Source organism: Halosegnis sp., from assembly GCF_042216475.1.
Classification (GTDB): domain Archaea; phylum Halobacteriota; class Halobacteria; order Halobacteriales; family Haloarculaceae; genus Halosegnis.
The window spans coordinates 33,143-57,171 of record NZ_JBDGTV010000024.1; the positions used below are offsets into that span (position 1 = coordinate 33,143).

General features: G+C 63.3%; 24 protein-coding genes and 2 pseudogenes. 14 read left to right on the forward strand and 12 right to left on the reverse strand.

Translation table 11 applies throughout. The annotated features are described in order from the left end of the window. Positions 1 to 30 precede the first annotated feature (30 nt). Complete coding sequence (gene msrB / locus ABEJ63_RS13080) at positions 31 to 450, reverse strand: peptide-methionine (R)-S-oxide reductase MsrB (RefSeq protein WP_375796812.1); 420 nt, start codon at positions 448 to 450, stop codon at positions 31 to 33. A 193-nt stretch (positions 451 to 643) separates the two neighbouring features. On the opposite strand from msrB, the pseudogene ABEJ63_RS13085 reads away from it, so the two are divergent. Next, positions 644 to 1,006, forward strand: a pseudogene (locus ABEJ63_RS13085) (zinc ribbon domain-containing protein); the annotation flags it as partial. 168 nt (positions 1,007 to 1,174) lie between these two features. Here ABEJ63_RS13085 and ABEJ63_RS13090 read toward each other — a convergent pair. After that, the gene (locus tag ABEJ63_RS13090; RefSeq protein ID WP_375796813.1) at positions 1,175 to 1,345 is read right to left on the reverse strand and encodes a DUF1059 domain-containing protein; all 171 of its coding nucleotides are present in this window, start codon (positions 1,343 to 1,345) and stop codon (positions 1,175 to 1,177) included. Positions 1,346 to 1,463: 118 nt separating this feature from the next. Then, on the reverse strand, positions 1,464 to 2,210 hold the full coding sequence (locus tag ABEJ63_RS13095; protein WP_375796814.1) for a helix-turn-helix domain-containing protein: 747 nt from the start codon (positions 2,208 to 2,210) through the stop codon (positions 1,464 to 1,466). A 97-nt stretch (positions 2,211 to 2,307) separates the two neighbouring features. Here ABEJ63_RS13095 and ABEJ63_RS13100 point away from each other — a divergent pair, with 97 nt between their 5' ends. From ABEJ63_RS13100 to ABEJ63_RS13110, 3 genes are all read left to right on the forward strand, one after another. Next, complete coding sequence (locus ABEJ63_RS13100; RefSeq protein WP_375796815.1) at positions 2,308 to 3,222, forward strand: pyridoxamine 5'-phosphate oxidase family protein; 915 nt, start codon at positions 2,308 to 2,310, stop codon at positions 3,220 to 3,222. 388 nt (positions 3,223 to 3,610) lie between these two features. After that, positions 3,611 to 3,838, forward strand: a complete 228-nt coding sequence (locus ABEJ63_RS13105; RefSeq protein ID WP_375796836.1) for a hypothetical protein — start codon at positions 3,611 to 3,613, stop codon at positions 3,836 to 3,838. Between the two features lie 379 nt (positions 3,839 to 4,217). Then, positions 4,218 to 5,489 (forward strand): nitrate/nitrite transporter, encoded by a 1,272-nt coding sequence (locus tag ABEJ63_RS13110; RefSeq protein ID WP_375796816.1) that lies wholly within the window; start codon positions 4,218 to 4,220, stop codon positions 5,487 to 5,489. A gap of 65 nt (positions 5,490 to 5,554) precedes the next feature. On the opposite strand, the pseudogene ABEJ63_RS13115 reads toward ABEJ63_RS13110, so the two are convergent. From ABEJ63_RS13115 to ABEJ63_RS13125, 3 genes and pseudogenes are all read right to left on the reverse strand, one after another. Next, positions 5,555 to 5,731: pseudogene (locus ABEJ63_RS13115) on the reverse strand (universal stress protein); the annotation flags it as partial. Positions 5,732 to 5,894: 163 nt separating this feature from the next. Next, on the reverse strand, positions 5,895 to 6,011 hold the full coding sequence (locus tag ABEJ63_RS13120) for a universal stress protein (protein ID WP_375796817.1): 117 nt from the start codon (positions 6,009 to 6,011) through the stop codon (positions 5,895 to 5,897). A 488-nt stretch (positions 6,012 to 6,499) separates the two neighbouring features. Continuing rightward, entirely contained in the window at positions 6,500 to 6,757 is a 258-nt protein-coding gene (locus ABEJ63_RS13125) for a zinc ribbon domain-containing protein (RefSeq protein ID WP_375796818.1), read from the reverse strand. 408 nt (positions 6,758 to 7,165) lie between these two features. Here ABEJ63_RS13125 and ABEJ63_RS13130 point away from each other — a divergent pair, with 408 nt between their 5' ends. Then, entirely contained in the window at positions 7,166 to 7,435 is a 270-nt protein-coding gene (locus tag ABEJ63_RS13130; RefSeq protein ID WP_375796819.1) for a hypothetical protein, read from the forward strand. Between the two features lie 1,363 nt (positions 7,436 to 8,798). Here ABEJ63_RS13130 and ABEJ63_RS13135 read toward each other — a convergent pair. After that, positions 8,799 to 9,104, reverse strand: a complete 306-nt coding sequence (locus tag ABEJ63_RS13135; protein ID WP_375796820.1) for a hypothetical protein — start codon at positions 9,102 to 9,104, stop codon at positions 8,799 to 8,801. Positions 9,105 to 9,467: 363 nt separating this feature from the next. On the opposite strand from ABEJ63_RS13135, the gene ABEJ63_RS13140 reads away from it, so the two are divergent. Beyond that, positions 9,468 to 10,562 (forward strand): ABC transporter ATP-binding protein, encoded by a 1,095-nt coding sequence (locus ABEJ63_RS13140; protein ID WP_375796821.1) that lies wholly within the window; start codon positions 9,468 to 9,470, stop codon positions 10,560 to 10,562. Next, entirely contained in the window at positions 10,559 to 11,422 is an 864-nt protein-coding gene (locus ABEJ63_RS13145; RefSeq protein WP_375796822.1) for an ABC transporter permease, read from the forward strand. The genes ABEJ63_RS13140 and ABEJ63_RS13145 overlap by 4 nt, the downstream gene beginning before the upstream one ends. A 216-nt stretch (positions 11,423 to 11,638) precedes the next feature. Here ABEJ63_RS13145 and ABEJ63_RS13150 read toward each other — a convergent pair whose 3' ends face one another. The 4 genes from ABEJ63_RS13150 to ABEJ63_RS13165 form a co-directional block, all read right to left on the reverse strand. Continuing rightward, on the reverse strand, positions 11,639 to 13,015 hold the full coding sequence (locus ABEJ63_RS13150) for a cytochrome P450 (RefSeq protein ID WP_375796823.1): 1,377 nt from the start codon (positions 13,013 to 13,015) through the stop codon (positions 11,639 to 11,641). A gap of 371 nt (positions 13,016 to 13,386) precedes the next feature. Next, the gene (locus ABEJ63_RS13155; RefSeq protein ID WP_375796824.1) at positions 13,387 to 14,280 is read right to left on the reverse strand and encodes a hypothetical protein; all 894 of its coding nucleotides are present in this window, start codon (positions 14,278 to 14,280) and stop codon (positions 13,387 to 13,389) included. Beyond that, positions 14,277 to 14,501: a hypothetical protein gene (locus ABEJ63_RS13160; RefSeq protein ID WP_375796825.1), complete on the reverse strand. Its 225-nt coding sequence runs from the start codon at positions 14,499 to 14,501 to the stop codon at positions 14,277 to 14,279. The genes ABEJ63_RS13155 and ABEJ63_RS13160 overlap by 4 nt, the downstream gene beginning before the upstream one ends. 428 nt (positions 14,502 to 14,929) lie before the next feature. Beyond that, entirely contained in the window at positions 14,930 to 15,550 is a 621-nt protein-coding gene (locus tag ABEJ63_RS13165) for a TetR/AcrR family transcriptional regulator (protein ID WP_375796826.1), read from the reverse strand. 199 nt (positions 15,551 to 15,749) lie between these two features. Between ABEJ63_RS13165 and ABEJ63_RS13170 the strand changes: the two genes are divergently transcribed. Together ABEJ63_RS13170 and ABEJ63_RS13175 are read left to right on the forward strand one after the other, a co-directional pair. Further along, a complete protein-coding gene (locus ABEJ63_RS13170; RefSeq protein ID WP_375796827.1) occupies positions 15,750 to 17,111 on the forward strand; it encodes an amidohydrolase family protein in 1,362 nt (453 codons plus the stop codon). Positions 17,112 to 17,172: 61 nt separating this feature from the next. Further along, positions 17,173 to 18,057, forward strand: a complete 885-nt coding sequence (locus tag ABEJ63_RS13175) for a fumarylacetoacetate hydrolase family protein (RefSeq protein ID WP_375796828.1) — start codon at positions 17,173 to 17,175, stop codon at positions 18,055 to 18,057. Between the two features lie 69 nt (positions 18,058 to 18,126). Here the strand turns inward: ABEJ63_RS13175 and ABEJ63_RS13180 are convergent, their stop codons facing one another. Next, on the reverse strand, positions 18,127 to 19,128 hold the full coding sequence (locus ABEJ63_RS13180; RefSeq protein ID WP_375796829.1) for a TatD family hydrolase: 1,002 nt from the start codon (positions 19,126 to 19,128) through the stop codon (positions 18,127 to 18,129). Positions 19,129 to 19,272: 144 nt separating this feature from the next. Between ABEJ63_RS13180 and ABEJ63_RS13185 the strand changes: the two genes are divergently transcribed. From ABEJ63_RS13185 to ABEJ63_RS13205, 5 genes are all read left to right on the forward strand, one after another. After that, positions 19,273 to 20,319 carry a WD40/YVTN/BNR-like repeat-containing protein gene (locus ABEJ63_RS13185; RefSeq protein WP_375796830.1) on the forward strand — a complete coding sequence of 349 codons (1,047 nt, stop codon included), beginning with the start codon at positions 19,273 to 19,275 and terminating at the stop codon, positions 20,317 to 20,319. Beyond that, positions 20,316 to 20,693: a DoxX family protein gene (locus tag ABEJ63_RS13190; protein ID WP_375796831.1), complete on the forward strand. Its 378-nt coding sequence runs from the start codon at positions 20,316 to 20,318 to the stop codon at positions 20,691 to 20,693. The genes ABEJ63_RS13185 and ABEJ63_RS13190 overlap by 4 nt, the downstream gene beginning before the upstream one ends. A gap of 192 nt (positions 20,694 to 20,885) precedes the next feature. After that, positions 20,886 to 21,650 (forward strand): pirin family protein, encoded by a 765-nt coding sequence (locus ABEJ63_RS13195; RefSeq protein ID WP_375796832.1) that lies wholly within the window; start codon positions 20,886 to 20,888, stop codon positions 21,648 to 21,650. Positions 21,651 to 21,935: 285 nt separating this feature from the next. Next, entirely contained in the window at positions 21,936 to 22,871 is a 936-nt protein-coding gene (locus ABEJ63_RS13200; protein ID WP_375796833.1) for a VOC family protein, read from the forward strand. Between the two features lie 204 nt (positions 22,872 to 23,075). Then, a complete protein-coding gene (locus tag ABEJ63_RS13205; RefSeq protein ID WP_375796834.1) occupies positions 23,076 to 23,975 on the forward strand; it encodes a hypothetical protein in 900 nt (299 codons plus the stop codon). The last annotated feature ends 54 nt before the right edge of the window (positions 23,976 to 24,029 follow it).

A 24,029-nucleotide genomic window follows, 5' to 3' on the forward strand; every position in this document is an offset into this window, starting at 1 on the left:
AGTGGAACGGTCGGTAGGTCTCGTCGGTTCTCATGACTCGTCCGTCTCGAAGTCAAGTACTTTGCCATTGATACAGTAGCGCTTGCCGGTCGGCTCTGGCCCGTCGCCGAACACGTGTCCGAGGTGGCCCTCGCACTTGCTACAGATGACTTCGGTTCGGGTGCGGCCAAGACTGTGGTCCGGCCGGGTCTCAACGGCGTCGCTGTCGGCCGGGTTGTAGAAACTCGGCCACCCGGTGCCTGACCCGAACTTCTCGTCGGTTGTGAATAGCTCCTGACCGCATCCGGTACACCGGAACACGCCGTCATCATCGACCTTCAGTAGGTCTGAGGTTCCGCTCCGCTCTGTCCCCGCCTCTCGCAGGATTCGATACTCCTCGGCCGTCAGTTCCTCCCGCCACTCTTCTTCGGTCTGTGGTCGCTCTTCCCCGGAATTCTTACTGACATACATTATTAAAGTAATACTCTTTATTATTAATAACTGCGGGAGAGGTCGACACCGACACACGATCGCAAAAGGATTAAAATACTCCAGTTAGGTCAGCGCCGGCAGGCGGATTCGCCCCTATCCACCACCCTCGCCCTTGCGATTGGTGCGTGGATGAGAGACCAACGAACAGTACCCGCCTGGACGCGTGGACGCCGACTGGGGCGACCACGGCAACCTCAACGTGCATGGGTGGGCGTTCGACAGCTTCACCGAGATGCTGGAATACAAAGCCGCTGAACACGGTATCTCTGTGGAGCGCGTGGATGAACGTGGAACGTCCGAGTCCTGCGCGTCCTGTGGGGCCAGTGACGACAGCCAGCGCGTCGAGCGCGGCCTGTACGTCTGCGACGAGTGTGGACTGGTCGCCAACGCCGACGTGAACGGAGCCGAGAATATCCGACAGAAGGTACTCCCGACTCTCGCCTGTGACGGGGGAGATAGGGATAACGGCTGGATGGCACAGCCAGCGGTGCGCCTGTTCGACAAATCCACGGGGCGAGTAGCCCCACAAGACTAGGTACGCCGCGAACCATAGTATCCCAACGCTTGGGAAACCCCGGCGTTCACACCGGGGAGGATGTCATGCTGCGGCGTTCGCCTACGCTGTCGGACTATGAGTTGTCGGAATCGGCCTCGTCTTCGTCACCGCCGAGCAGTAGCGGTGGCCCTCCCTTGCTAAGCGCGATTAGGCTTCTTCGATGTGTTGTTTGATTGTTTCGACCGTCTCCTCGTCCAGCTCGAGATCGGGATGGGCCTCTGCGGCGTGTTCCTCGGCCGCTTCGAGTACTTCTTCTTCGGTCTCCTCGGTAATCGAGGCATCACAGCCCTCAACGACGCAGTGGAGTTGTTGTGACATTGCGAGCGCAGATGATTGCCGGACACGGTTGGCTCTTGTTTTGGTTACTACCAACTCTCAATCGTCGGTCGGAGCAGCAACGACTCTGCCGATCCACATCTGCGCGCTGATCATACTGTCACGTTTCAGTGTCGCTAACCGCCTCCCACGTCATTTCCGACACGAACTCCGTGGCAAGCCACGCCTCGGCGCGGGAGAGTCGATATTGGACGGTTGACTGTGGAATATCCAACTCGTCGGCGAGTTCCTGCGTCGTGACTGCTCGCGGAGTCTCGTAGTAGCCCCGTTCGACGGCTTCTCTGAGCATCGTCCGTTGCTCGTACGGGATATCGGCCAGCGAAACCACAGTATCACCCCACCGCGTCGGCTCTGTCAGGTGGTCGAGGCTCAATCGGAGCCCGTCTCGAAGTTCGCCGTTGATCGTATCATACAGGTCACCGACCTGTGCGTCCTCTGGGACGAGGATGCGCCACCGGCACTGATTGCCCCGGCGCTCGGCGTCGTAGAAGAGCCCGTTGCCGAGTTGAGTGACGCTGAGGACGGGAATCGAGTGACAGTCGTCGCCGTCCGTGCCGTATGCATATATGGTTCGGCTGGTCTCGCCGCTGGATAGGAGTTCGTACGTCCACTCCGTACTGCACTGCTGGGCGTCAAGACATTCGTTGCAGTGAGTCGGGTCGAGGAAGATGTCGTCCAGTTGTTCGAGCGCTGCTGTAGGTCCGGTTATACGATTGAGATACCAGATGCTGTCTTCCGTGACACTACAGGACAGCGATGTCATCATGACCTCTGGATAGTCGATGAACACGTCCGCAATCGGGTCACTCCCCCGGTCGTAGGTGACGGTGAAAACGAACTCTTGCATCCAGTGTCGCTACCGTTCGACGTTACTTCGTAATTCGGTTGTGTTGGTCATAACCAATGTAACCCATATATGAACAGGGACACTTCCTCCACCTACGATGGAAAACGACGCCGTGTCGGACATTTATCATGAGGGGGAGATTGCGGTTCAGCGACAAGCTGGAGTCCGCGAGCGTGCCGAACAGTTGTCGGGGATGGTAGAGCGGACAGTCCCAGGAGGTGAGGACGTTCGTGCGCTCATCGAGAACCAGCCGCATGCGGTCGTCACGTCCGTCGACGACGACGGTGCAGTATGGGTCTCGTTTCTGACCGGCGAACCAGGGTTCATCAGCATTGACGATGAGCGGACAGTGAGGTTTGCCGCCACGCCAGCCACCGGCGATCCACTCGCCGATCACCTCCGCCCGGGAATGCCAGCGGGCGTGCTACTGGTCGATCCCCGGAATCGGAACCGGCTCCGGCTCAATGGAACCGTCGAGCCGACCGATGAGGGGTTTCTACTTACTACCGAAGAAGCGTTTCCAAATTGCCCGAAATATATCCAGCAGCGCTCCTTCGAACGGGTTGTTGACGAAACGTCGGATGTGGCCCGCGAAACGACTGATGGGCTCCGACCGTCGCACCGCGAGTGGATCGAGACCACGGACACGTTCTTTATCGGGAGCTACTATCCGGGAACGGGGGCCGATGCCTCGCACCGCGGTGGCGATCCAGGATTCGTCGATGTCGACGGCGACACGATCGTCTATCCGGACTACCCAGGCAACAACATGTTTTGCACGCTGGGGAACGTCGAAGCACATTCTCGCGTGGGTTTGCTGTTCGTCGACTTCGCCGATGGTCAGACATTACAGACCACCGGGATTGCGGAGATCATCTGGGACGACGACCGTGTGGCACGATACGAGGGTGCGGAACGGTTAGTCGAGATCACCGTCGATCGGGCGATCAAACTGCCGAATGGCAACCCCTTACGCTGGTCGCTGGAGGAACGGTCTCCATTTAATCCCTGAATACACCGATCGGTACGTTTTGCATACGATCGAACCTGGGCAACGATCATCGATTAGAGGATGGCCAGTTTGCCCCGGTGTCAACTCATACGGACATTAGAAGCGGCGTTTTCGAGCGCCGGCGCTGGGTGCCGGCGCACCGAGCAGACAGCGCCGGGCGGCGCGCGGTGAGTCGGACTCCGAGGTGAACCAGACGCATGTGGTCATCTACGCGCTGGTGAAGCACCGACACAGCACGACGTCTTGCTTGAAGAGAAGCAGTTTTCGTCCGTCTCGTCGGCGCGAATCCCCCCGGCTGCGCCGTGTTTGCTTCCTACATCCGTTCAACGGCGACGGTACGACGATCGCCGGGAAGGCCCGCTGGGGTGACCTGCCGACGGCAGCCCAGGTGAACTCAGAGGAGGGCAGTGAACTGCTCGACCGAGCTTGGAAGAACTTCATCGGGCGGGTCGAGCGAGCCTACGAGGAGCAGCCGGAGGCGGACGGCGCCGACGGGTCACAAGCGTCGTTCGCCGGCGAGCGGGCACTCGCGAGTATCGAGCGTGTCACCGATGAGCAACAGGGAAGGGTCGACCAGTCCGAGGAGCGGGAGGACGCGCACCGTGAGCGGTTCTAGGACGCGATGAGTTGAGACGATATCGGCAATTCCCTCCATCTCCAGCGAATAGTTTGGACTCTTATAGTACATCAATCCACAGCGATTTGTGACTACCCACAAGGAACTGAGATTGGGGAATTCGGGTGGCCCAAAATTGACACCGATACAATAATTCGACAGAGACAAGCGTCCGTTGCGACGAAACGAACGGTACGAAGATGTCTACAACGAGAGCGCTACATGCGTATCAGCGCCGATATGTCGGGTCGTCCCATGGAGGAGATATTCAAACTGGCATAGCCAACCGACGACAATCTGGTCTAGGTGAAAGATGACTAAACAAAAACAGGAGGCGGAAGCGAACGCAGTCAAGGGGACGCCGGGACATGGCCTGTCCATGGCGACGGTCGGATTTTTCGCTGGCCTCACCACCATCGTTTTCTATGGCGCTGCCGGTCCGATCTTCGAGGAGCATCTAGCCCTCACCGGCGTCTTCCACGGATTGCTACTCGGATCGCCACACCTCAGTAAGGCAGTGCTGCGAATTCCGTTTGGGGCCTGGGTCGACGAGGCTGGGGGCAAGAAACTGATGCTCATCCTGTTAGCGTCGACGATTGTTGGGATTGCTGGCCTCGTTGTCACGCTGTTCCTGACCTACCCGGACGATTTCGGGATGCAGCTGTACCCGCTGCTGGTGCTGTTCGGTCTTCTCGCAGGAGCGGGCGGGGCGACGTTCTCCGTCGGTATCAGCCAGACCTCCTACTGGTACCCCAGCGATAGACAGGGGTTCGCGATGGGTGCATTCGCCGGTGCCGGGAACATCGGCCCAGGGATGGTCGTCTACGTCCTCCCGGTGCTAATCGGGCTCACGGGCCTGGCGATGGCATATGGGATATGGCTCGCGTTCGTCGTCGCGGTCGCCATCGTCTACGCCATCTATGCCGTCGATCCGTACTATTTCCAGTTGCTCCGGCAGGGGAAGGCTCAAGAGGAAGCCAAAGAGACGGCGTCCGAACTCGGCCAAGACATCTTTCCGTCGGGCAACGCCTGGGAGTCACTGCGTGAATCCGCCTCAATCCGGCGGACGTGGGTTCTTGTGTTTCTCTATACGGTCTCGTTCGGCGGCGGCTTCACCTCACTATCCGCGTGGTTCCCGACCTACTGGGGTCTATTCCCCGGGGTCAACCTGTCGACGGCAGGGCTACTGGCGGGCATCTTCATCGCTTACGGCTCGCTCATCAGGATTCCCGGCGGGAGCATCAGCGACCGGTTCGGTGGTGAGAACGTCGCGATCGCGAGCTTCAGCGTCATGGCCGTCGGCGCGGTCGTCATGACCTTCGCGGGCGGCTTCTGGCCGGCGCTTATTGGGATGATAATCCTCGGCACGGAAATGAGAATTGCGAATGTCGCCGTCTTCGAGCTGGTCCCGAAATTCGTCCCCGAAGCTGTCGGTGGCGCCTCCGGGTGGATCAGCGGCATCGGCGGCGGCGGGACGCTCATCATCCTCCCGGCACTGGGCTACTACACCGACATCTTCGGCAAGATTGGGTATGCCCGGGGGTTCTCACTGTTCGTCGTACTGACCGCGACTTGTGCCGCGGTCTCGTGGGGGCTGAAGCGGTACGACCCCGATGTCGACGCTGCCGTCGACGAAGCACCGGTTCATTAGATCGGTCCTCCCCTTCCCCGCATGGTTCACGGGGTCGTCCTCACGCGATTGACTGAGAAGCTGTGTCAGACTTCCCCCTCCTCCTCCGGGTCGCGGTGGACGGTCAAGACAGGCCTCTCAGAGTGCCGGACGACATCTTCGGTCACGCTGCCGAGGAGTGCCCGTCTGACGCCCGTTCAGCCGTGAGTCCCCATCACGATCACGTCGATATCGTTCTCTTCGGCGTACGTGAGGATGTCGTCGCGTGGATTCCCACGCCGAACAACGCTCGTTGCCTCAACGCTATGGTCTGAGGCCCGGGCTACAACATCGCCGGTGGTTTCCTATCCCTCCTGTTCAAGGACGGCTAGGAGATTATCTAATCCGGGAACCGCCTCCCCAGTCCCAGCCACGGACGTTGGCTGATCAACGATGTAGAGGACGCAGCGTTGCGTCGTGGATCTCAGCGAGCTCGATCGCCGTCTCCGCTGCCCGGTGGGCACCCTCACTGCCGTCCGTCGCAAGAAGCACGCGATCGAACATCGGCTTTCAATTGACCTCTTCCTCCGGCTTTAGACGGAGGAATCCGCCCATCGGAATCGGGCGGTCCTCGCCCGTCGGTTTCACCCCGCACTCGGAGGGACCCGGCGACACACCGCGGGAGCGGTCGGGGGTCTCCCTCGCAGGGCTGTGGCCCGGCCAATACGGTCCCATCGGACTCCGTGTCATCGCCGTGGGACCCACCGGTGGTTCGCCACCTCGTGTGGTTCGGGGACGGCATCTCACCGGGTCCGTAGCAGCCGTATCAACAGAGGGCACGGAGATGAATCCATCGGCGAACGACTTGAGTGGCCGCTCGCCCCCCGCCTGAACACGGGGGGCTGCGCTCGCAAGCTCTATCACCTCTAAAACCTATCAGGAGACGCGTGTTAAGCGTGGTCACGGAAACAGGCGTCAACGGCTCCACCCTACTTCGCTCGCCCGTAACGGGCTCGCTCGTTGAGGGTGGGGCTTGTCTGTGGGCTCTGCCTCTATCCCTGCATGGGGAGCGAGGTGTGTCCTCGACTCGGCGTCACTGCCCCAGACGTCAGAGCGTATTGACTGACGCTGCTTCCACGTAGCGGCTGATGACCACGTAGGAGATACAGTTCCGCAACGCTCTTTGCAGCGTTGTAGTCAGCGTGATTCTGATTTCCACACTGCTCGCACTCGAAATCACCCGCATCCCGATTATCGTCGCTGATGTGTCCGCATTCGACACACCGCTTGCTCGTATTCGTTGGGTTCACCGTTTCGACGAAGATATCCTCTGATTCGGCTTTCTACTCGACGTACTCGTACAAGCGGTTGAAACGTCGGCTTCCGTGAGGTCGTCCACTCACAGTGCCGCATACTCGTACGCAACACTCTTTGAGCAGAACACGCCAGCCCCGCACACAGGCGATGGACAAACGAGTGATGTGGGCAGGTGGTCACGGCGGTCTCCTCCTCACCGTGATTGCGGGAATTGCGTTCGCGGCTGGCCACTGGGCCATTCTTGTCGCGCTCGCGCCTGCTGCCTATCGTCTGGTCGTTCATCCACATGGCTCGGAGAGCTCGCCAACGACAGTCGTGGGAGTCATCTGGCCGCGCTCGTCGCTGGGTGGATCACCTATACTGTCCTCGCCCAGGGAATCGCGCCGACGAGTATCGAGCCGATGTCGGAGCCGGGGCTCCGGATCGTCGGGAGCGCGTTACTCGCCTTTGTCGCCACCACTGTTGTCTTCTACGTCCTGACCATCACCCATCCGATGGCCTATGTCACTACCTTCACTGCTGCGATTGGGGGATTCCCGACGATTCAGTCGGTCGCTATCGCGGCTGGGGCGGTGTTCATCGTCGCTGGACTACAGAGAATCCGGCAGAAGGTGGGGCCTGATTCCGATTCGGTAGCTGGGACGCTTAACGAGGAATACGCACGATCATAGCTTCGCAAGTGGACCTCTATTGTAGACCAACCACCATCGCTTCTCACCACCTAACCCACGTAGATGATCTGCTCGGCAATAGAGTCGTGATTGGCCAAGAGTGCGGTCAGTATCGAAGACATCGAACATCAGCACGACCAGTCAACAGGATGTGCCTGGCGTGACGAAACACACCCTAAAGAGACTCGCTACCTAAATTTGGAGGAGAGCAACGCTACAGAGCAGGGACCCCTCCCCGTCGAAATAAAATCTGTTTGATCGTTGTCGCGTGGCGCGTGTGCGCCGTCTCCGTGACCACCGGGATGGCGACAGGCTGTCGAAACGGAGACATGGTCGAGCGGACCCTGTCAGTCTGCCAGAAGAATTTATTGTGCTCATCCTGACGTCTGTCGCCTTGACGACGGTGAGACGAGCCGGCTCGGGTCGTGCTCGCTCTGACGGCGCCAACGCCACGTCCGTATTATTTCGTTCAGGGCAGTGAAACCCCACAGATCGCGGTATTCGGGCGTCGCGTAATAAGGCGCGTCGGGCCTATCCCCCCGAAAAAGTCCGCTTACACCCAATTTCGCATGGGTGCTAGACCCAACAGGTGGGAGACAGCGGACAGGCGCCGGAAATACGAGGCGACGGCCGAGACATATCCGGCCGGAGCGGCCGTCCGAATCCGGAATTCGCAGCCCGTGTCCTACACGTGGCAGGGCTCACCCGTCGGATTTGGTGGTAATATATGGGGTGAGCAGCCGGATTCTCAGACATATATCACAGTCGTGACTCTCAAGTTACGGGGGCGTAGATGCCAATTCAGCCGTGAACGGGCCGCTGCGTCCGAGATTCCTCAGATACCGGTCCGAATAGCCTGGCCAATGGCAGTAAGCCCGTATCCCAGTGGAGCGGCCCGTACAGCCGCTGAAGCGCGGTGATACGGATTTTCGGAGACACAATAGCGACGCTGCCGCGCTGTCACGCCGGCAAACGACGTGCCCACACATCACTCACAGCGCCGGAACGCCGCTAACACGAGTTTTCAGGCCGTTTCGTCGGATACGAGGACTGGTGAGACGACGCCTTGACACCATAGGCGGCGGTAATCGGCGGCAGCACCCCCTGAACGGGGCGTATAAGCGGAGTATCGGGGGACAATATCTACCGGCCGTCCGGTCGCCGTGTCTCCCCGGGTGCCGAAATCGAGGGGTAGCGGACTTCTCTGCGGGTATAGGCGACAGCATCCGAAAACACCTGTTTGTCGGACAATCTGCCGCACTGGGAGACGTCAGGGCTGGTGCGGCTACGGTGTCCTTCAGGCTGCGCGGACAGGTCAACGACCTGTGAGCCAGCCAACTGCCGGCGGCCAGCTCCGGTTGTGTTACCGGCGTTCCCGGACGTGGTCGCTCGTCTGGACGTCGATATCGAGCTTGTCGGTGCCGCGAATCCACGCCAGATACTCGGCGAGTCGGTCGGCCTCGCGAAGCCGTTCGACCGTGTGGTATGTCTCGCGCAGCTCCTCGTTGGTAAACAGCGCGTGAATCTGCTTGTGGCAGGGGCGACACAGTTCGACGGTCGGTGACTCGGCGCGCCGCTCTGGCCACAGGTGATGTTCCTGGACGACCTGTGGGTCGGGGATGTGCTCGGCGGGGATTCGGCGCCGACAGAGCGCACACAGCGTCGGCATACGTGGCGCCACGAGTGCCACGAGCAAAGGCGGCCGGCCCGCGGCAGGCCACGCTCTCGGCGACACCCGCCGGGCTGCCGGGAACGGCATCGCGGCTACACTGGGCCGGCTGTCGCCACCCAGCCACGTCCCGACCGCAGATCCGTCATCGGGAATCCACATCGTCACTCTTGTCCCGGTAGCATCGGCGCTGGTCATCTCGAGAGTCCCATCGGGATCAGCCACTGCACATTTGACGCAGTGGCCAAGATGGAGTTGGGCTCTCCTGGTGTGAGGCCATGTGATTGCAGACGGCGAGCGGTCCACGACTAGATGCCGCGGCCGCGTTGAGGCTTATTCGTGTGCAGCCCCTGTCTGGTGGTAATGGACGAGCCGGTATCGGCTGGGCAGTCGTCGATGGCCACCGCAAACGACCGCGAGCAGTCAGCGGCCAGCGACGAGGCCGGCGCAGCTGCGGCGGCTACACCGCAGGCAGCTCCGGCACTGGTCGTCGACGGCGTCTCGAAACAGTTCGGCACGGGCGACGCCGCGGTGCAGGCTGTCGACGACGTGAGCATGACCGTCGAGCGTGGCGAGGTTGTCGGCCTGTTGGGGCCCAACGGCGCCGGCAAGACCACGCTCATCAAGTGTGTGCTGGGGATGGTGCTGCCAGACACAGGCCGTATTGAGCTGTTGGGCAGGGATGTCAGCGACGGCCGGCGAGGCGTGTACAGCGATGTCGATGCGATGCTCGAGGGCGCCCGCAATGACTACTGGCGGCTCACGGTCCGAGAGAACCTTCGCTATTTCGCGACAATCAGCGGCGTCACACCGGCGTCGGTGGCGGCACGACACGACCGGCTGTTGACCCGGTTCGGCCTCGCCGAGAAGGCTGACACACCCGTCCGCGACCTCTCTCGGGGGATGAAACAGAAGGTCTCGCTGGCGAGCGTCCTCGCGGGCGGGGCCGACCTCGTCTTTCTGGACGAACCCACGCTCGGGCTCGATGTCGAAAGCTCGCGCACGCTCCAGCGCGAACTCCGGCGGCTGGCACGCGACGAGGGGCTGACAATCCTCATCAGTAGCCACGACATGGGCGTGATCGAAGCGGTCTGTGACCGTGTCGTCGTCATGGCAGACGGCCGTGTCGTGGCCGACGACACGGTCGACGCTCTGGTGCACCGGGCCGGCCAGGGGACGGTACGGATTGCAAGCCCGGATATCGATGCTACCGTCGTGACGACGCTCCGCGCCGAGTTCGAGGTGCGGGACGTCCACCAAACCGCCGATCGAACCCGGGTCGACCTTGCGGTCGCAGGCGACGACCTCTACCGGCTGATGGCCGTGCTTCAGGCCAACGACGTCACGCTCGAACAGATCCGGACCGTCGACCCAGATCTCGAGGATATCTTCGTCGCCCTGACAGACAGTCCGGACGGTGCCGCAGCCGACACCGCCAACGGGAGGCGGTCGTCGTGACGGCGGGCGGTGCCGACGAACGGCGCCACACAAGCTCGGGGGATTCGGGCCACGCCGACGCGGCCACGACACACGACGCCCCCCAACCGGCGCGTTACTACCACCTCGCCCGGGCAGTATTGTACCGCGAGGCGCTCATCTTCCTTCGGTATCCCGCCAATGCCGTCGGCGGCATCATCGTCGCGGTGTTCTTCTTTGGGCTCTTGTTGTACGGCGGTCGCCTGGTCGCTGGTCGCGCCCTTACCGACTCGCTCGACGGCATCATCGTCGGTTACTTCCTGTGGACGCTGTCAGTTGGGGCGTACTCGGCAGTCTCGAACGACCTCGGCAGCGAGGTCCAATGGGGCACGCTCGAACGCCACATCATGACGCCGTTCGGATTTGCCCCGGTGGCGTTGCTGAAGGGCGTCGCAAAGCTCGTCCGGACGTTCCTTACCTCGGCAGTAGTGCTTGTCGTGATGTTGCTGCTCACCGGAACGACGCTGCGTGTAGCCCCGCTCACGATCGTCATCATCGCCGGCCTCGCCATCACGTCGGTGCTCGGACTTGGCTTCGCCGCCGGCGGAATCACCGTCCTCTACAAGCGTATCGGCAACTGGCTGAACCTGCTGCAGTTCGGGTTCATCCTGCTCATCTCGGCGCCCGTTCTCGAGACGCCCTGGGCACGGTATCTGCCGTTGGCACACGGTAGTGCGCTGCTCCAGCGGGCCATGGTTGACGGCGTCCGGCTGTGGGAGTTCGGCGCCGGTGAACTTGGGCTGCTCGTCGCCGTCGCGGGGGGCTATCTGGCCGGCGGCTACGCGGTGTTTCACTACGCGACCCGCCGAGCACGACGACTCGGCGTCCTCGGCGACTACTGATACCGCCAGCGGCCAGGCCGCTACGCAGCGCACCCGCCACTGCCCGGCGACGACTCCACGAAGCGGTGGCCTGGCTGGTGTGGCACCGGCGAATCTCTTGCACCGGGCTGGGCGCTGCTGGGAGCGGACGCGTGGTGATCCGACTCGATGACACCGCTCCCTGAATGTGCCGGGCGACGAGACCGACGGCCGAACCGGTCCTGTCTGTCCCTGTCGTCAGTCACGGGCTGTGACCCGCGCCTGGAGTGTCGTCGCCGGCTGGAGTGTCACTGCCGGGCGGAACGGCAGCTCCTCTGCGAGGACCTCCACGTCGTACGACTGCAGGATGCCGGCCACGACGAACTGCGCCTCCGTGAGCGCCACCTGCCGCCCGATACAGATGCGTGGCCCACTGCCGAACGGGAAGTATGCATCCTGTCCCCGTGAAGCCACGCCAGCCCATCGGTCTGGGTCGAACGTTGTCGGATTGTCCCACACACGCCGGTCGCGGTGGTGGGCATACGGCGAAAGCATCACCAGCTCCCCCGGGGCCAGCTCTGCCCCGCCGACCCGGGTTGGCGCCCGGGGCTCACGGCTGATGTTCCAGGCGGCTGGCGTCAACCGCAGGGTCTCTCGGATTACCTGCTCGGTGTAGGTGAGCTCGGACAAATCACTCCAACCGGGCTGGTCACCCCCGAGCACCCGGCTGGCCTCTGTGCGAACACGTTCACGGGCCCTGGGATGCTGTGTGAGCCAGTAGAACGCATACGCGATCGTCAGTGCCGTCGTCTCTTGGCCGGCGGTCAGAAACAGCACCGTCTCGTCGACGAGCTCGTTGGCCGACAGCTCGATCGAGGGGTCCTGCTGAGCCTCGATCAGCGCGGTGAGCATATCCGCCGGCGGATCCGCCTGCGAGCGGTGCCAGTCGATGAACTCCTCGGCAACACCCTCCACGAGTTCGTCGGCTGCCAGAAACTCCTCTGACAGCCCCGACTGGAGCGTCTCCGGGAGCAGAAACTCCCCGATATCGAACTCCAGCTCGCGGCCGAACGTCTCCATCGCGGCGTGCACGGCGCGCCCTGTCTCGGGACTGGTATCCCGGCTGAACAGCCCCCGAGTGATGACACGGAGCGTCAGAACGGACATCTCCTCGAGCAGATCGACGGTCCCCTGGGCCGGCCAGTTGGCCATCGTCGCCTCGGTCACTGCCCCCGAGATATTCGCGTAGTCGGCGAGTGTGGCGCCGAGAAACTCAGGTTCCAGTACGGACCGCTGTGTCTCCCAGAGCGCGCCCTCCGTCGACAACAGCCCCTGTCGGCGGGTAGCCTGCGGACCGAGTGCAGGCCGGGCGAATCGCTCTCGATCCTCGAGAATCTCATGCACGAGCCCCGCATCGAGCACGATGTGGATTCGCTGGCCGACAGGGGGGTCGAGCTGGACGAGCGGATACTGCCCACCGTACGTCTGTTGGACACCGACGAGGAACCGCAGTGGGTCGGCACCCGGTTTCGTCGCGTTCCCGAGTACGGGGAGTCCTGGGGGCGTGTGTGCCGCCTCCGTTATAACCGTGAGTAGACCGAGCGCTGCAAAAATCCTCGGCCAGACGGAAGTCACGACCGGGCGCGAGAGGCGACATCGCTCCAATGCCATCCTCCCACGCATGAATGGATGGGTGTCCGCCTGCTGCGTGTCATCGAGCGGTAGAAGGGCCACGACCGGAGGCTTGCACGACGACGGGGCGACGACAACTGCTGAGCTACCGCTGAGCCCCCACATCCCGCTAGAGCCGCGGCGTGACAGCTACAACCAGTGACGAGATCTCTCTGGGTGCCGTCCGAGATGCTGATTGGGGATTATCGGACATATGGGTCGTCACAGGGCTCGGGCAACTCGGGACCGCCATCGCGATATACGGGTTGGTGAGTCGTCTCCGGCCTGCTGTCTCGGAGTCCGCCTAGCCTGGACACCCGCAGTCGGCGTTCGCATCACATCTCCAGCACTTCGTCGTCCTGTGCGGATGCGACGGCGTAGATTGTCGCGTCGGTCGCAAGTGACGGAATGTACACACGGGTGTTCAGATCTTTCCGCGCGTTCGGCGGGAGTCGCCCAACCGGCAGCGACGTACTCTTGACCTTGATGCCGTCTTTGTTCCGGAACTCGATTTCCACCTCTGCTGTCGACGCCTCACCAGCGTTATGAACAGTCGCCTTGACGCGCGCCTCGCCACCCTGCAACTCAGCCACGGGGCGACGCTCGCCGTCGCGGTAGAAGGCGGCATCGGACACGGTGAGATGCTCGGTCGCGTCGGCCCGGATGTAGCGGAACAGCCGGTCGCCCATCTCGTCGACCACCTGCTCCATCTCGGCGCTTTCGACGAGAACCGGCACCGGATTCAACGCCGACCGCATACTGCTGGCGATCGACCGGCGTTTGTCGATGCTGTTGGTCGTGCGAAGCTGTTTGTACTCATCGACGAAGGAATCCATCTGCTCGGGGAGGTCGCCGTCGAAGTGCTCCTCCAGCTGCCGGAGCTCTGTGTCGAAGTTGATGAGCGGCGGAAGTGGCTTGTTGACCGGCGTGTCGGGTTTCCACGCGCGTCGCGTGGTGGTGGCCGGCTCCTCGACGGGCGCCGTCGTCGGCTGTTCCTCGAAGTGCCCGAGGACATTCAGCGCAAAGCCGATGATGATGCTCAGGAAGCCGAGCGTGATGGTGATGGCAATGAGGACCTGGGAGACGGCGCCCGAAAGCAGGAACGTGAACGCCGCGACGAACACCGCCGTCACCGACCCGACGATCAGCAGATAGCCGGCGAAGTTCTGCTCGTCGAAGACCGACGATTCGTCGCCGGCTGGGGGGTCGTCGTCTGGCGGCGCACTCATTGGAGGCTCGCCTGCTGGGCCGCATTGTGGAGCACGCCGATGAGATGCGAGATCCAGAGGCCGGCTGTGATGCCGAACAGGACCCCCACGAGGACCGTGTTGATGGCCGGCGCGAGTGGGGCGATGGCGACGGCAAGACAACTGCCACCGAACAGTAGCATGAGCGCGTACTGAACGCGCGTTACCTGATCCATCCGGCGGATTCGAGCGGTTAGTTCCATATGGTACGCTCGGGCCGCCGGTGTTTAAGACTTCTATCAGCCAGACGGAGCGAACTGCGAACGAAGCCCCGAGCGTTTACCGGACAGTATCGGAAAAGCGCGTCCCGGCCCGTTCTGCGTTCCCTCACAGGAGACGGTTACTGCACAGAGTTCTGCCTGAGGAGGTGGCCGAGCGGCTTGGGGGTGCCCCTGAGGCGGTACTCTGTGTCAACTGTGACAGGCTGGTCCGGTTGTACCGTGTCCGGCTGCCACAGTTGCGGTCACACAGTGGGCCCGATTCTGTCGTGCCAGAGGTGCCTAAAGGGGCGACAGGCCGAAAACATACCACGACATCTAGCCCGACTCTGCGGTGCCGCTCGATGAGAATCGTTCAATCGGCGGAATTGCTCGTCACGGAGAAGGAACGGCTGTCGTCACGGCGTTCAGCATTACTGTCCTGACTCGACAAGTAGCGAGTCGAGTATGAACTTCTGGATAGATTCGCGGGCCTGCTCAGGAGCGTCCTCGTGGCCCAGCGAGAGCCGCCGGCCCCGGGCGGCATGGATGACGTCGGTGATAAGTTGGCCCATCTGGGCGGCGTCCACGTCACGGAACACGCCCTGCTCGATGCCGTCCTCGACGACCTCGGTGATACTGCCGCGGATGCGCTCGTAGTGGTCGTTGAAGATGGCGCGGTGCTGGGCGTCGTTCTGGGCGTGGGTGAACAGTTCGTGGTACACCTTCATCCGGTCCCAGTGGCCGAATTCGGCGAACTCCGGGCCGAACAGACACTGCTCGATGCGGGCGTTCAGCTCCTCGCGGGGCGGCGCGTCTGCCGCCACCTCGACACTGCCCTCGTACTGGTCGATGATGTACTCGAGGAAATGCGAGATGAGGTCGTGTTTCCCGTCGTAGTGATAGTGGATGACTTGCCGAGTGAGCTCCATCTCCTCGCCGATATCGCGCATCCGGAGGTCGGTGTAGCCGTGCTCGCTGAGCGCGCGGAATGTCGCCTCCATAATCGCCTCGCGCGTGTCGGTGGCCACCGACTCCGACCCGGACTCGCTCATATACCCGATAGTACGGAGGCGTGTATATATCGGTTGTTCTACCGCGTCCCGAGCCTATTTACCGCCCGGTAAACAACGTATGTCCACTCGACGGCGCGCCTCCCGCCGACTCGTCAGAATCCCACTGCACTCGGCGTCTGTCGGCTGATTTACCACACGGTAAATTATTTGGTGGCGCGGGTGCACGTCACACCTGGCTATGTCAGAGACACTCATCCGCAACGGCACCATCGTCTCGCTGGACCCAGACATCGGCGAGCTGGAGGAGGGGAACCTCCTCATCGAGGACGGTGAAATCGTCGACATCGGGCACGACGTGACGACGACCGCTTCCGACGCGACGGTCATCGACGCGAGCGATCATATCGTGCTTCCGGGCTTCGTTGACTCGCACATCCATCTCGCACAGACACAGGTGCGGGGGATCGCGGGCGACTGGTCGCTGATGAGCGAGTACTTCAACCACATGCTCGGCAATATCACCGGGCTCTACCAGCCGGAAGACATGTATCTCGGCGGGCTGTTCGGCGCCTTCGAGAAGCTGTACACGGGAACGACGACAGCCCTGGATTGGTCGTACCCCAACACACTCGAGCACGGCGAGCGGGCCGTCGACGCGCTACAGGACGCCGGCCTCCGCGCTGTGTACACGTACGGCCCGCCGGGGGACGACGCGGCCAAGTGGTGGTACGACAGCGATATCGGCCTGCCGGAAGAGAACATCCGGACGCTGTACGACGATACGATTCGCGACGACGACCGGCTCAGCCTCGCGCTCGGACTCCGGGGTCCGGACTTCTGTGTCGATGAGACGGCCCGGCGTGACCTGGAGTTGGCCCGCGATATGGACGCGCTGGCCACCATCCACATGGGTGCCGCCCAGTGGACCTCCTCACAATACAACCCCGACTACCAGGGGTTCGGCGTGCTCGAGGACATGCTCGGCCCGGACGTGAACATCGCCCACGGCAACCACTTCACACAGGACGACATCGACCACGCGGTGGCGGAAGGCGCGTCGTTCTCGTCGACACCGGAAGTCGAGATGCAGATGGGCCACGGCATCCCCGTTACCGGGAAGATGCTCGAAGCGGGCGGCCGGCCGGCGTGGGGTGTCGACGTCTGTTCGAACGTCAGCGGTGACATGGGCAGCCAGATGCGTATCGGCCTGCAGGTCCACCGGATGCTCCAGAATCAGGACGTCCTCGAGGAGGGCGAGGAGGTGACCGACCTCGAGGTGACCGCCCGTGACACCCTCGAGATGGCGACCATCGAGGGCGCTCGGGCGCTCCAGCTCGAGGACGAAATCGGGACCCTCACCCCCGGTAAGCGTGGGGACGTCATTCTCCTTGACGCGAGCGACTTCATGACGGCACCCAGCCACTCGGCGGTCCAGACGGCAGTGTTCCAGGCCGACACGTCCCACATCGACACGGTGCTCGTGGACGGCGAGATCGTCAAGCAGGACGGTCACCTGCAGAACCCGCTGGTCGACGAGGAGTTCGACCGGTTCGTCGCCTCCGGCGAGCGGCTCGTCGCGGAGGCTGGCCTCGACCTGTAGCGACCCCACTCCGGAGCCAGTTTCAGGACTCACCGACATACACGACACAGCCACGATATCGATGCACCTCGGACAATACAGCACGAACAACGGCGACCCATGGGTCGGCGTCCGACACGACGACGAGACGATAGTGAACGTACAGGAAGCGGGCCGTGGAGCGGGACTCGACCTCCCGGCCACGACGAGCGCGCTGCTCGACAGCTGGCACTGGCAGCAGAAGGTCCAGCTCGCCGCCGAGTACGCTGCCGAGACTGGGACCGGCCTGTACGTGGCCGATCAGCTGGACCGGCATGCTCCCGTCAGCGACCCCGAGAAGGTGGTCTGCGTCGGGCTGAACTACCGCGACCACGCCGAGGAGGGCGGCAACGAGATTCCCGACACACCGGTGTTGTTCTCGAAGTTCCCCACGTCGGTTGCCGGCCCCGACGACACCATCTCGTGGAGCCCCGACCTGACGGAACAGGTGGACTACGAGGCGGAGCTGGTCGCGGTCATCGGCGAGGAGACACGCCGTGTCACACCGGAAGAGGCGATGGATCATGTCGCCGGTTTCCTCGTTGGTAACGACGTCTCCGCGCGAGACCTCCAGCACGGCGACGGTCAGTGGGTGCGTGGGAAGAGTCTCGACGGGTTCGCGCCGATCGGACCAGAATTGGTGACGGCCGATGCCGTCCCAGATCCGCACGACTTGGACATCTACGCGGAGGTGAACGGCGAACGGCTCCAAGACTCCACAACCGCGAATCTCATCTTCGGGATCGACGAACTGGTGTCGTTCTGCAGCCAGGCATTCACGCTGCAGCCCGGCGACCTCCTCTTCACGGGGACGCCGCCCGGTGTTGGCGTCTATCGCGAGCCGCCGGTCCTGCTCGAGGACGGTGACACCGTCACGATCGGCGTCGAGGGACTCGGCGAACTGACGAACGACTGCGCATACGAGTGAGGTTCCTCCCACGCTGATCCGCGGGGCGTGCTCCTCACGCCTCCGTGAACTCCTACCGCTCGGCGTCCGTCACTCGCCGAGTCCGTACACGTCGCGTGGATTCTCCCAGACGACCTGGCGAATGGCGTCGGGGTCGATCCCGTACCGGTACAGTTCGAAGATAGCCCGTTTGACGGCGTACGGGTCCGTCCGGAGCACGTTCGCACAGTCCGTGTCGATCATGATACGGTCGGGGCCGTACTCGTCGATGGCGTCCGCGACGTCGGCGGCGTCAACACCGACCAGCCAAGAGTGGCCGATGGTGTAGCTTAGATAGCAGTCGGTCTCGCCCATCAGCCACGCGGTGTTGTTGGGATCGGCGTGCGACGCGACCACCTGCTCCTCGGGAAGGCCGGCGTCGTTGGCCGCCTGGATGTCGAGTTTCACCGCCTCTAAGGCGGGATTCTCGCCTGTCAGCACGGGCTCAGTGCCGAGCGCGGTGTTCTTCTCGTAGCCTGGCGTTCCCAGTTCCGGCCGGTACGCGCGCTTGCGGTCGACGCCCGTGTTCGGTGTGTGCAACAGGACGGGCAAATCGTGGGCGGCCGCCAGTTCCATCTGTGCCTCCACGGCGGCCACCTGTTCGTCGACATCCCACGCGGCGATGTGCTGGCTCGGGGTGACGCCTGTCTCGCCGACGACCGCGACCGCGTCCTGTTCGCAGTAGTCGGCCATTGCCGCCAGCAGTGTGTCGGGATTCTCGATGCGGACGCCGGTGTGGACGCCGAGGCCGAGTTTCGCCTCAAAAAAGTGGTTTCGCTCGATGGCTGCCCGGCGGTTGAGCGCATCATCCCAGAGATAGCGGATATCTGCGGCCCGGACGGGCTTGTACGGCGTCCAGTGATAGCCCGACGCAATCATCACCATTCCCTGGCAGCCTGCGAGGGCGTAGCGTTCGCGGTCCGCCCACGAGAGCGTCTGTGCGTGATTGTGGCCGTCGATCCACGGGAGATTCAGCAACTCCCGCGGCGGCGCGGGTTCGTCGTCGAGATGTGCTGCGTCGGTCGGTCGCGTCGTGGGGTGACTCGAGGTCATGGTTGGATCTCTCTGACTGCGTGCGTACCTGCGATGGCCGGGCGTCGGGCTGCCACGCGGTCTATACCCGGTGTTCGGGCGGGCGGGTCTTATGATTTTACAGCTTGGTAAATATTTATTGTGCGGGATGGTGTCACGCCGGATATGACAGTGCTAATTGGCACGGACGCTGGGCTGTACCGGGTCGAGGACCTCCCGTTCGAGCAGGGGGCGGCCGAACAGGTGCTCGACTGTGGCGTGGTGACCGCGGTGAAGACGTTCACCGGCCACGAGGGCGTCTTCGTCGCCTCGTCGGAGGGAGCGTTCCGCTCGACGGATGGCGGCCACACATGGACAGACCTGGGCGTGCCACTGGGCGATCGGTTCTGGCACGCCGGCACCAGCGAAGTGTGGTCAATCCTCGGCACGCCCGACGGCGCGCTGTACGCGGGGACGAACGACCCCTACCTCTTCCGCTCGACGGATGACGGCGCCACCTGGCACGAACTGAAGGGCTTCCGCGAGCTTCCCTCGCGGGGCCACTGGGAGTCGCCCATCGACCCGCACTATGCACGACTGCGAGCGCTCGAACAGGTGCCGGGCCGGCCGGAGCGACTCATCGCCGGCGTCGAGGCCGGGGGAATCCATCTCAGCGACGACGGCGGCCAGACGTGGCGCGACCGTCGTGATACCATCGTCGACGACATCCACCAGGTGCTCCCAATCTCGGCGGACGTCTGGCTAGCGACGACAGGGTATCTCGACCACAACCTCGAGAACCTCGGGCTGGGCCATGCCGTCGGTGAGGGCGGGCTCTACCGAACGGTCGACGCCGGTGATTCGTGGACACGTATCGACCAGGGGAACGACTTCTCGTACATCCGGCGGGTGTTCGTCCACGACGGGACGGTCTTCTTCTGTGGGGGTGAGGAGGCACCGCCGGCGTGGGTGAACGACGGCCACGAGGCGGCGCTGTTCGAATCGACCAACTTCGGTCGTGACTGGGAGCGGGTATCGTATCCGGGCGAACCCCACGAGGTCATCGAGACGTGGGACGTCTACGATGGCGATGTCATCTGTGGGTCCGGGCTGTTCGACGTCCCCGACACCCGCGATGATGTCGAGGGGCGGCTGATGCGCCGGGATGGAGACGGCAGCTACGAGACCGTCGGGCGGGTGCCGGCGAACGTCTCGCGAATCGAGGTGCTGTGAGCGTGAGCGATCGCCCGACCGCGGTCGGTCGGCTACTCTACAGCGGGGTGCTCGCGTTCATGGCTATCGATGGGTTCCGGAACAACGAGAAACGCGTCGAAGTCGCGGCCGACAGTGGCGTCCCGGTGCCGGACCTGCTGGTCCCGGTCGTCACCGGGATGCTGTTCGTCGCCAACCTTGGAATCTTGCTCTGGAAGTATCCGCGAGCCTCTGCCGGCGCACTGGTCGTCTTCTTCCTATCGACGACGCCAGTCATCCACAACTTCTGGACGATGGAGGGCAAACAGCGACAGGGCAACAAGATCAATTTCCTGAAGAACTGTGCGCTGCTCGGCGGCGCACTCATGCTGCTCGACGCGGCCGACGACAACTGAACTCGGCCCACCCCTCGGCCACTCGCACGCCATGCTCGGCATGGTACCGGGGGGCTGCTGGTGGGTACATCCGCGTCGGACGCCCCCGTGGACTGCGCACGCCGACCGAGACGCCTCGATGCCCAACGGGCGGCAGCGACCTGCAGACTGTCGCGCAGAATCCATTTACCCGGCGAGCGACTACATCAGTTAATGGACGAGTCCACATCCGCACAGCCGCGATCAGGAATCCACACAGCACCCCGAACGGACGTCTCGCGGAATCAGGGCAAGTTTCGGATTCATTTCAACTTCCCCGGCCAGACCCTCCCCGACCACGACGATCACGGGTACGGACCGCTGGCAACCGTCGTGGAGTCGTTCATGGACCCAGGGACGCTCATCCGGATGCACCAACACCGCAACGAAGAGATTATCTCGTGGGTGCCGGAGGGGGTGATGCGCCATGACGACCGCCAAGGTAACCAGTTGGTCACCGATTCCGACCATCTGATGGTGATGGGTGCCGGCAGCGGCTTCTGGCATTCCGAGGAGACGCTTGCGGACGACCCGCCGTTGCGGATGCTCCAGATCTTTGTTCGGCCGCAGAGTCTTGATCTCGAGCCGACCATCCAGCACGAGCCAATCCCCGCCCCGGTCGCCGGCGAGTGGCGCCACCTGTTTGGTCCTCAGGAGACCGATGCCCCGCTGTATGTCCGGAACGACGTGGAGTTCTACGACTGCCGACTCGCCGCTGGGGCCACGACCACGCTTCCGTCGCGATCCGACCACCACACCTATTTGTACGTCTTCGACGGCGCCGTCGAGGTCGGCGATGAGCCGGTCGGGTACACCGAGAGCGCACTCGTAACCGGCGACAACGACGTCACAGTCACGGCAACCGAGGACGCCATCATCGTCGCGTTCGTGATTAACCCTGATGCGCCGGTCACGCGCCAGGGCACCATCGGTCGCTGAGCTACCGGCGCCGCTACGGAAATCCGAGTGCATCGGAACAGCTCCACCGGCTGCCAACGCTGCCTAAACGGCCGAGACAGAGCGTGACCATCCGTAGCCACCCGCCGCAGCCGCGTTCCCGAGCATACTCCATATTCATCGGTTGCTGGGATGTCTCGGATGCGCGATATCGCGACTGCCGCCGGGGGGTCTCGTGGATCCGCCTGCGGCCCTGGCCACAGCCGATACCGCTCCCTGTCACGTCCAGGGCACACCATCATGGGGCTCGCGTCTGTAGCTACGGTCATGCCGGTGAGTACTCCAGGGCTCCACCATATCACTGCAATCGGGAGTGACCCAACCCGGAACTACCGGTTCTACACTGACACGCTGGGCCTCCGGCTCGTCAAACAGAGCGTCAACCAAGACGATACCTCGGTGTACCACCTTTTTTACGCCGACCGGAGCGGGACTCCAGGAACGAGTATGACGTTCTTCCCGTATCCGACTGCCAATCTCGGCCAGGTCGGGACGGGACAGGCGACCCGTGTTCAGTTTCTGATTCCCGATTCGGCGACCGACTATTGGCGCGAGCGGCTCGCCGCAGCCGATGTCGACGTTGCTGAGCCATTCGAGCGCTTCGGCGATACCGTCGTCCAGTTTCAGGACCTCGACGGCACGCCACTCGAATTTGTCGCGCGTGAGGACGCGCCGGCAGGGGACCCACCCGCCGGGCCGGTCCCCGACGAGCATGCAATCCGCGGGTTCTTCGGCGTGACGCTATCGCTGGCGAGCGCCGCCTCGACGATCCCATTGCTTGAGGCGATGGGCTACGAGCAGACGCACGACTCTCCCGAGCGCACCCGTTACCGGGTGGGCGACAACCTCGGCGCTGTCGTCGACATGCGTGAGACCCCACAGGGGCCGCGGGGGCGGCCGGGTGCTGGGACACTTCACCACGTCGCGTTTACCGTCGACGACGAGGAACTACCGGCCTGGCGCGAGCTGCTGCAGGAGCACGGACTGCGACCGACAACCGTCATCGATCGGAAATGGTTCCAGTCGGTCTATGCCCGAACGGACGGCGGCGTCCTCTTCGAATTCGCAACAAAAGCCCCCGGATACACTGTCGACGAAGATCTCGGGACGCTGGGCAGCCGACTGGTGCTTCCCGAGTGGCTTGAGGCGCAACGCGCTGACAACAAGGCCGGACTCCCGCCTCTCTCCAGTCCGTCGTCGTGACGGACTGCTTGGCCACCGATTACTTCGTTCCTCGTAGGGCGGGCCACCAAACGGCCGTACGCTGGGCGCTATGGCCACCCTTCAGTCTCAACAGGGCCGGACCATCGGGTCCTCTCTCCCAGTTGGCGCCGAATGCAAGTGGCGCTCTCCACGCGGCGCGGCGAACACTCTAATGCGGTCGGCACGTTCTGTCTGAGGACGCCGATGGCAGCCGCCACACCCAGTCGCCTCCAGCTTCTTGGCCTCGCCGGTGCCGTCGTAGTCGTTGGCCTGGTCGGCGTGGGGCTCGTCACTATTGGTGGTGGGGGGTCGACATCAGCGCCCGGCACCCCGGTAACGGCGACGGCAGCGCCGGTGCCGACGGTCACCGCGACGCCTGTTGCTGGGCTGGCCGCGGTACCGGGCGCCACCGCGACGGGCATCACCGACCCGGGCGCGCTCACACGCCACCGGAACGCCTCGCTGCAGACCAGCCACACGCTCTGGGTAGATCTCTACTGGCGGCCGGCCAACGAGTCGGGCGGCTGGCACCAGCGTGACATCGATATCCGGGTCGCCGGCAGCCAGTCGCTACTCCAGGCCGAGGTCGAACCGGCAAACGAGACCGCCCGCCGCCCCGTTCTCTCGGTGTACCGCGATGGGGATGCACGGTACGTCGCCAGCTACGCGGCAAACGGGTCGACACGCGTCCGGGTGCTGAGTGCTGACGAGCGATCCCCGTCGCGGGTGCCGGCTCCGATGGCACTCCGTGCGCGGACGCCTCGCGGGCTGCTCACCACTGCAACGACCACATTCACCGGGCGTGTCCGGCGTGAGGGGGAGTCGTACTTCCGGTTCGTCGCGCAGGGCACGCCGGCGGTCAGCCTGCCCCGGCCAGGGGGCCCTGCGGTCGCGCCCGACCGGGTCCGCAACTACACGGCAGTGGTGCTGGTGGACCAGGCGGGGCGGATCGACACCATCGAGGCCCGCTATACTCTCCCCGCATCGGTGGCGGCCCGGACCGTCCGGTTTAGCATCACATACGACCGCGTCGGGCGCACGACCGTCAGCCGTCCGGACTGGGTCGACTCGGTCAATGGTAACGCGACAGCCATGGTTGCGTGATTGACCTCCTCCCACCCCTGAAGGGGTGGGCTTCCACGCGCGGTGGACATCCCG

Bases quoted from the DNA above. Each gene is read 5' to 3' on its own strand.
- msrB (WP_375796812.1), bottom strand. From the start codon at position 450: ATGTATGTCAGTAAGAATTCCGGGGAAGAGCGACCACAGACCGAAGAA.
- ABEJ63_RS13090 (WP_375796813.1), bottom strand. From the start codon at position 1,345: ATGTCACAACAACTCCACTGCGTCGTTGAGGGCTGTGATGCCTCGATT.
- ABEJ63_RS13095 (WP_375796814.1), bottom strand. From the start codon at position 2,210: ATGCAAGAGTTCGTTTTCACCGTCACCTACGACCGGGGGAGTGACCCG.
- ABEJ63_RS13100 (WP_375796815.1), top strand. From the start codon at position 2,308: ATGGAAAACGACGCCGTGTCGGACATTTATCATGAGGGGGAGATTGCG.
- ABEJ63_RS13110 (WP_375796816.1), top strand. From the start codon at position 4,218: ATGGCGACGGTCGGATTTTTCGCTGGCCTCACCACCATCGTTTTCTAT.
- ABEJ63_RS13120 (WP_375796817.1), bottom strand. From the start codon at position 6,011: ATGTTCGATCGCGTGCTTCTTGCGACGGACGGCAGTGAGGGTGCCCAC.
- ABEJ63_RS13130 (WP_375796819.1), top strand. From the start codon at position 7,166: ATGTCGGAGCCGGGGCTCCGGATCGTCGGGAGCGCGTTACTCGCCTTT.
- ABEJ63_RS13135 (WP_375796820.1), bottom strand. From the start codon at position 9,104: ATGCCGACGCTGTGTGCGCTCTGTCGGCGCCGAATCCCCGCCGAGCAC.
- ABEJ63_RS13140 (WP_375796821.1), top strand. From the start codon at position 9,468: ATGGACGAGCCGGTATCGGCTGGGCAGTCGTCGATGGCCACCGCAAAC.
- ABEJ63_RS13155 (WP_375796824.1), bottom strand. From the start codon at position 14,280: ATGAGTGCGCCGCCAGACGACGACCCCCCAGCCGGCGACGAATCGTCG.
- ABEJ63_RS13160 (WP_375796825.1), bottom strand. From the start codon at position 14,501: ATGGAACTAACCGCTCGAATCCGCCGGATGGATCAGGTAACGCGCGTT.
- ABEJ63_RS13165 (WP_375796826.1), bottom strand. From the start codon at position 15,550: ATGAGCGAGTCCGGGTCGGAGTCGGTGGCCACCGACACGCGCGAGGCG.
- ABEJ63_RS13170 (WP_375796827.1), top strand. From the start codon at position 15,750: ATGTCAGAGACACTCATCCGCAACGGCACCATCGTCTCGCTGGACCCA.
- ABEJ63_RS13175 (WP_375796828.1), top strand. From the start codon at position 17,173: ATGCACCTCGGACAATACAGCACGAACAACGGCGACCCATGGGTCGGC.
- ABEJ63_RS13180 (WP_375796829.1), bottom strand. From the start codon at position 19,128: ATGACCTCGAGTCACCCCACGACGCGACCGACCGACGCAGCACATCTC.
- ABEJ63_RS13185 (WP_375796830.1), top strand. From the start codon at position 19,273: ATGACAGTGCTAATTGGCACGGACGCTGGGCTGTACCGGGTCGAGGAC.
- ABEJ63_RS13195 (WP_375796832.1), top strand. From the start codon at position 20,886: ATGGACGAGTCCACATCCGCACAGCCGCGATCAGGAATCCACACAGCA.
- ABEJ63_RS13200 (WP_375796833.1), top strand. From the start codon at position 21,936: ATGCCGGTGAGTACTCCAGGGCTCCACCATATCACTGCAATCGGGAGT.
- ABEJ63_RS13205 (WP_375796834.1), top strand. From the start codon at position 23,076: ATGGCAGCCGCCACACCCAGTCGCCTCCAGCTTCTTGGCCTCGCCGGT.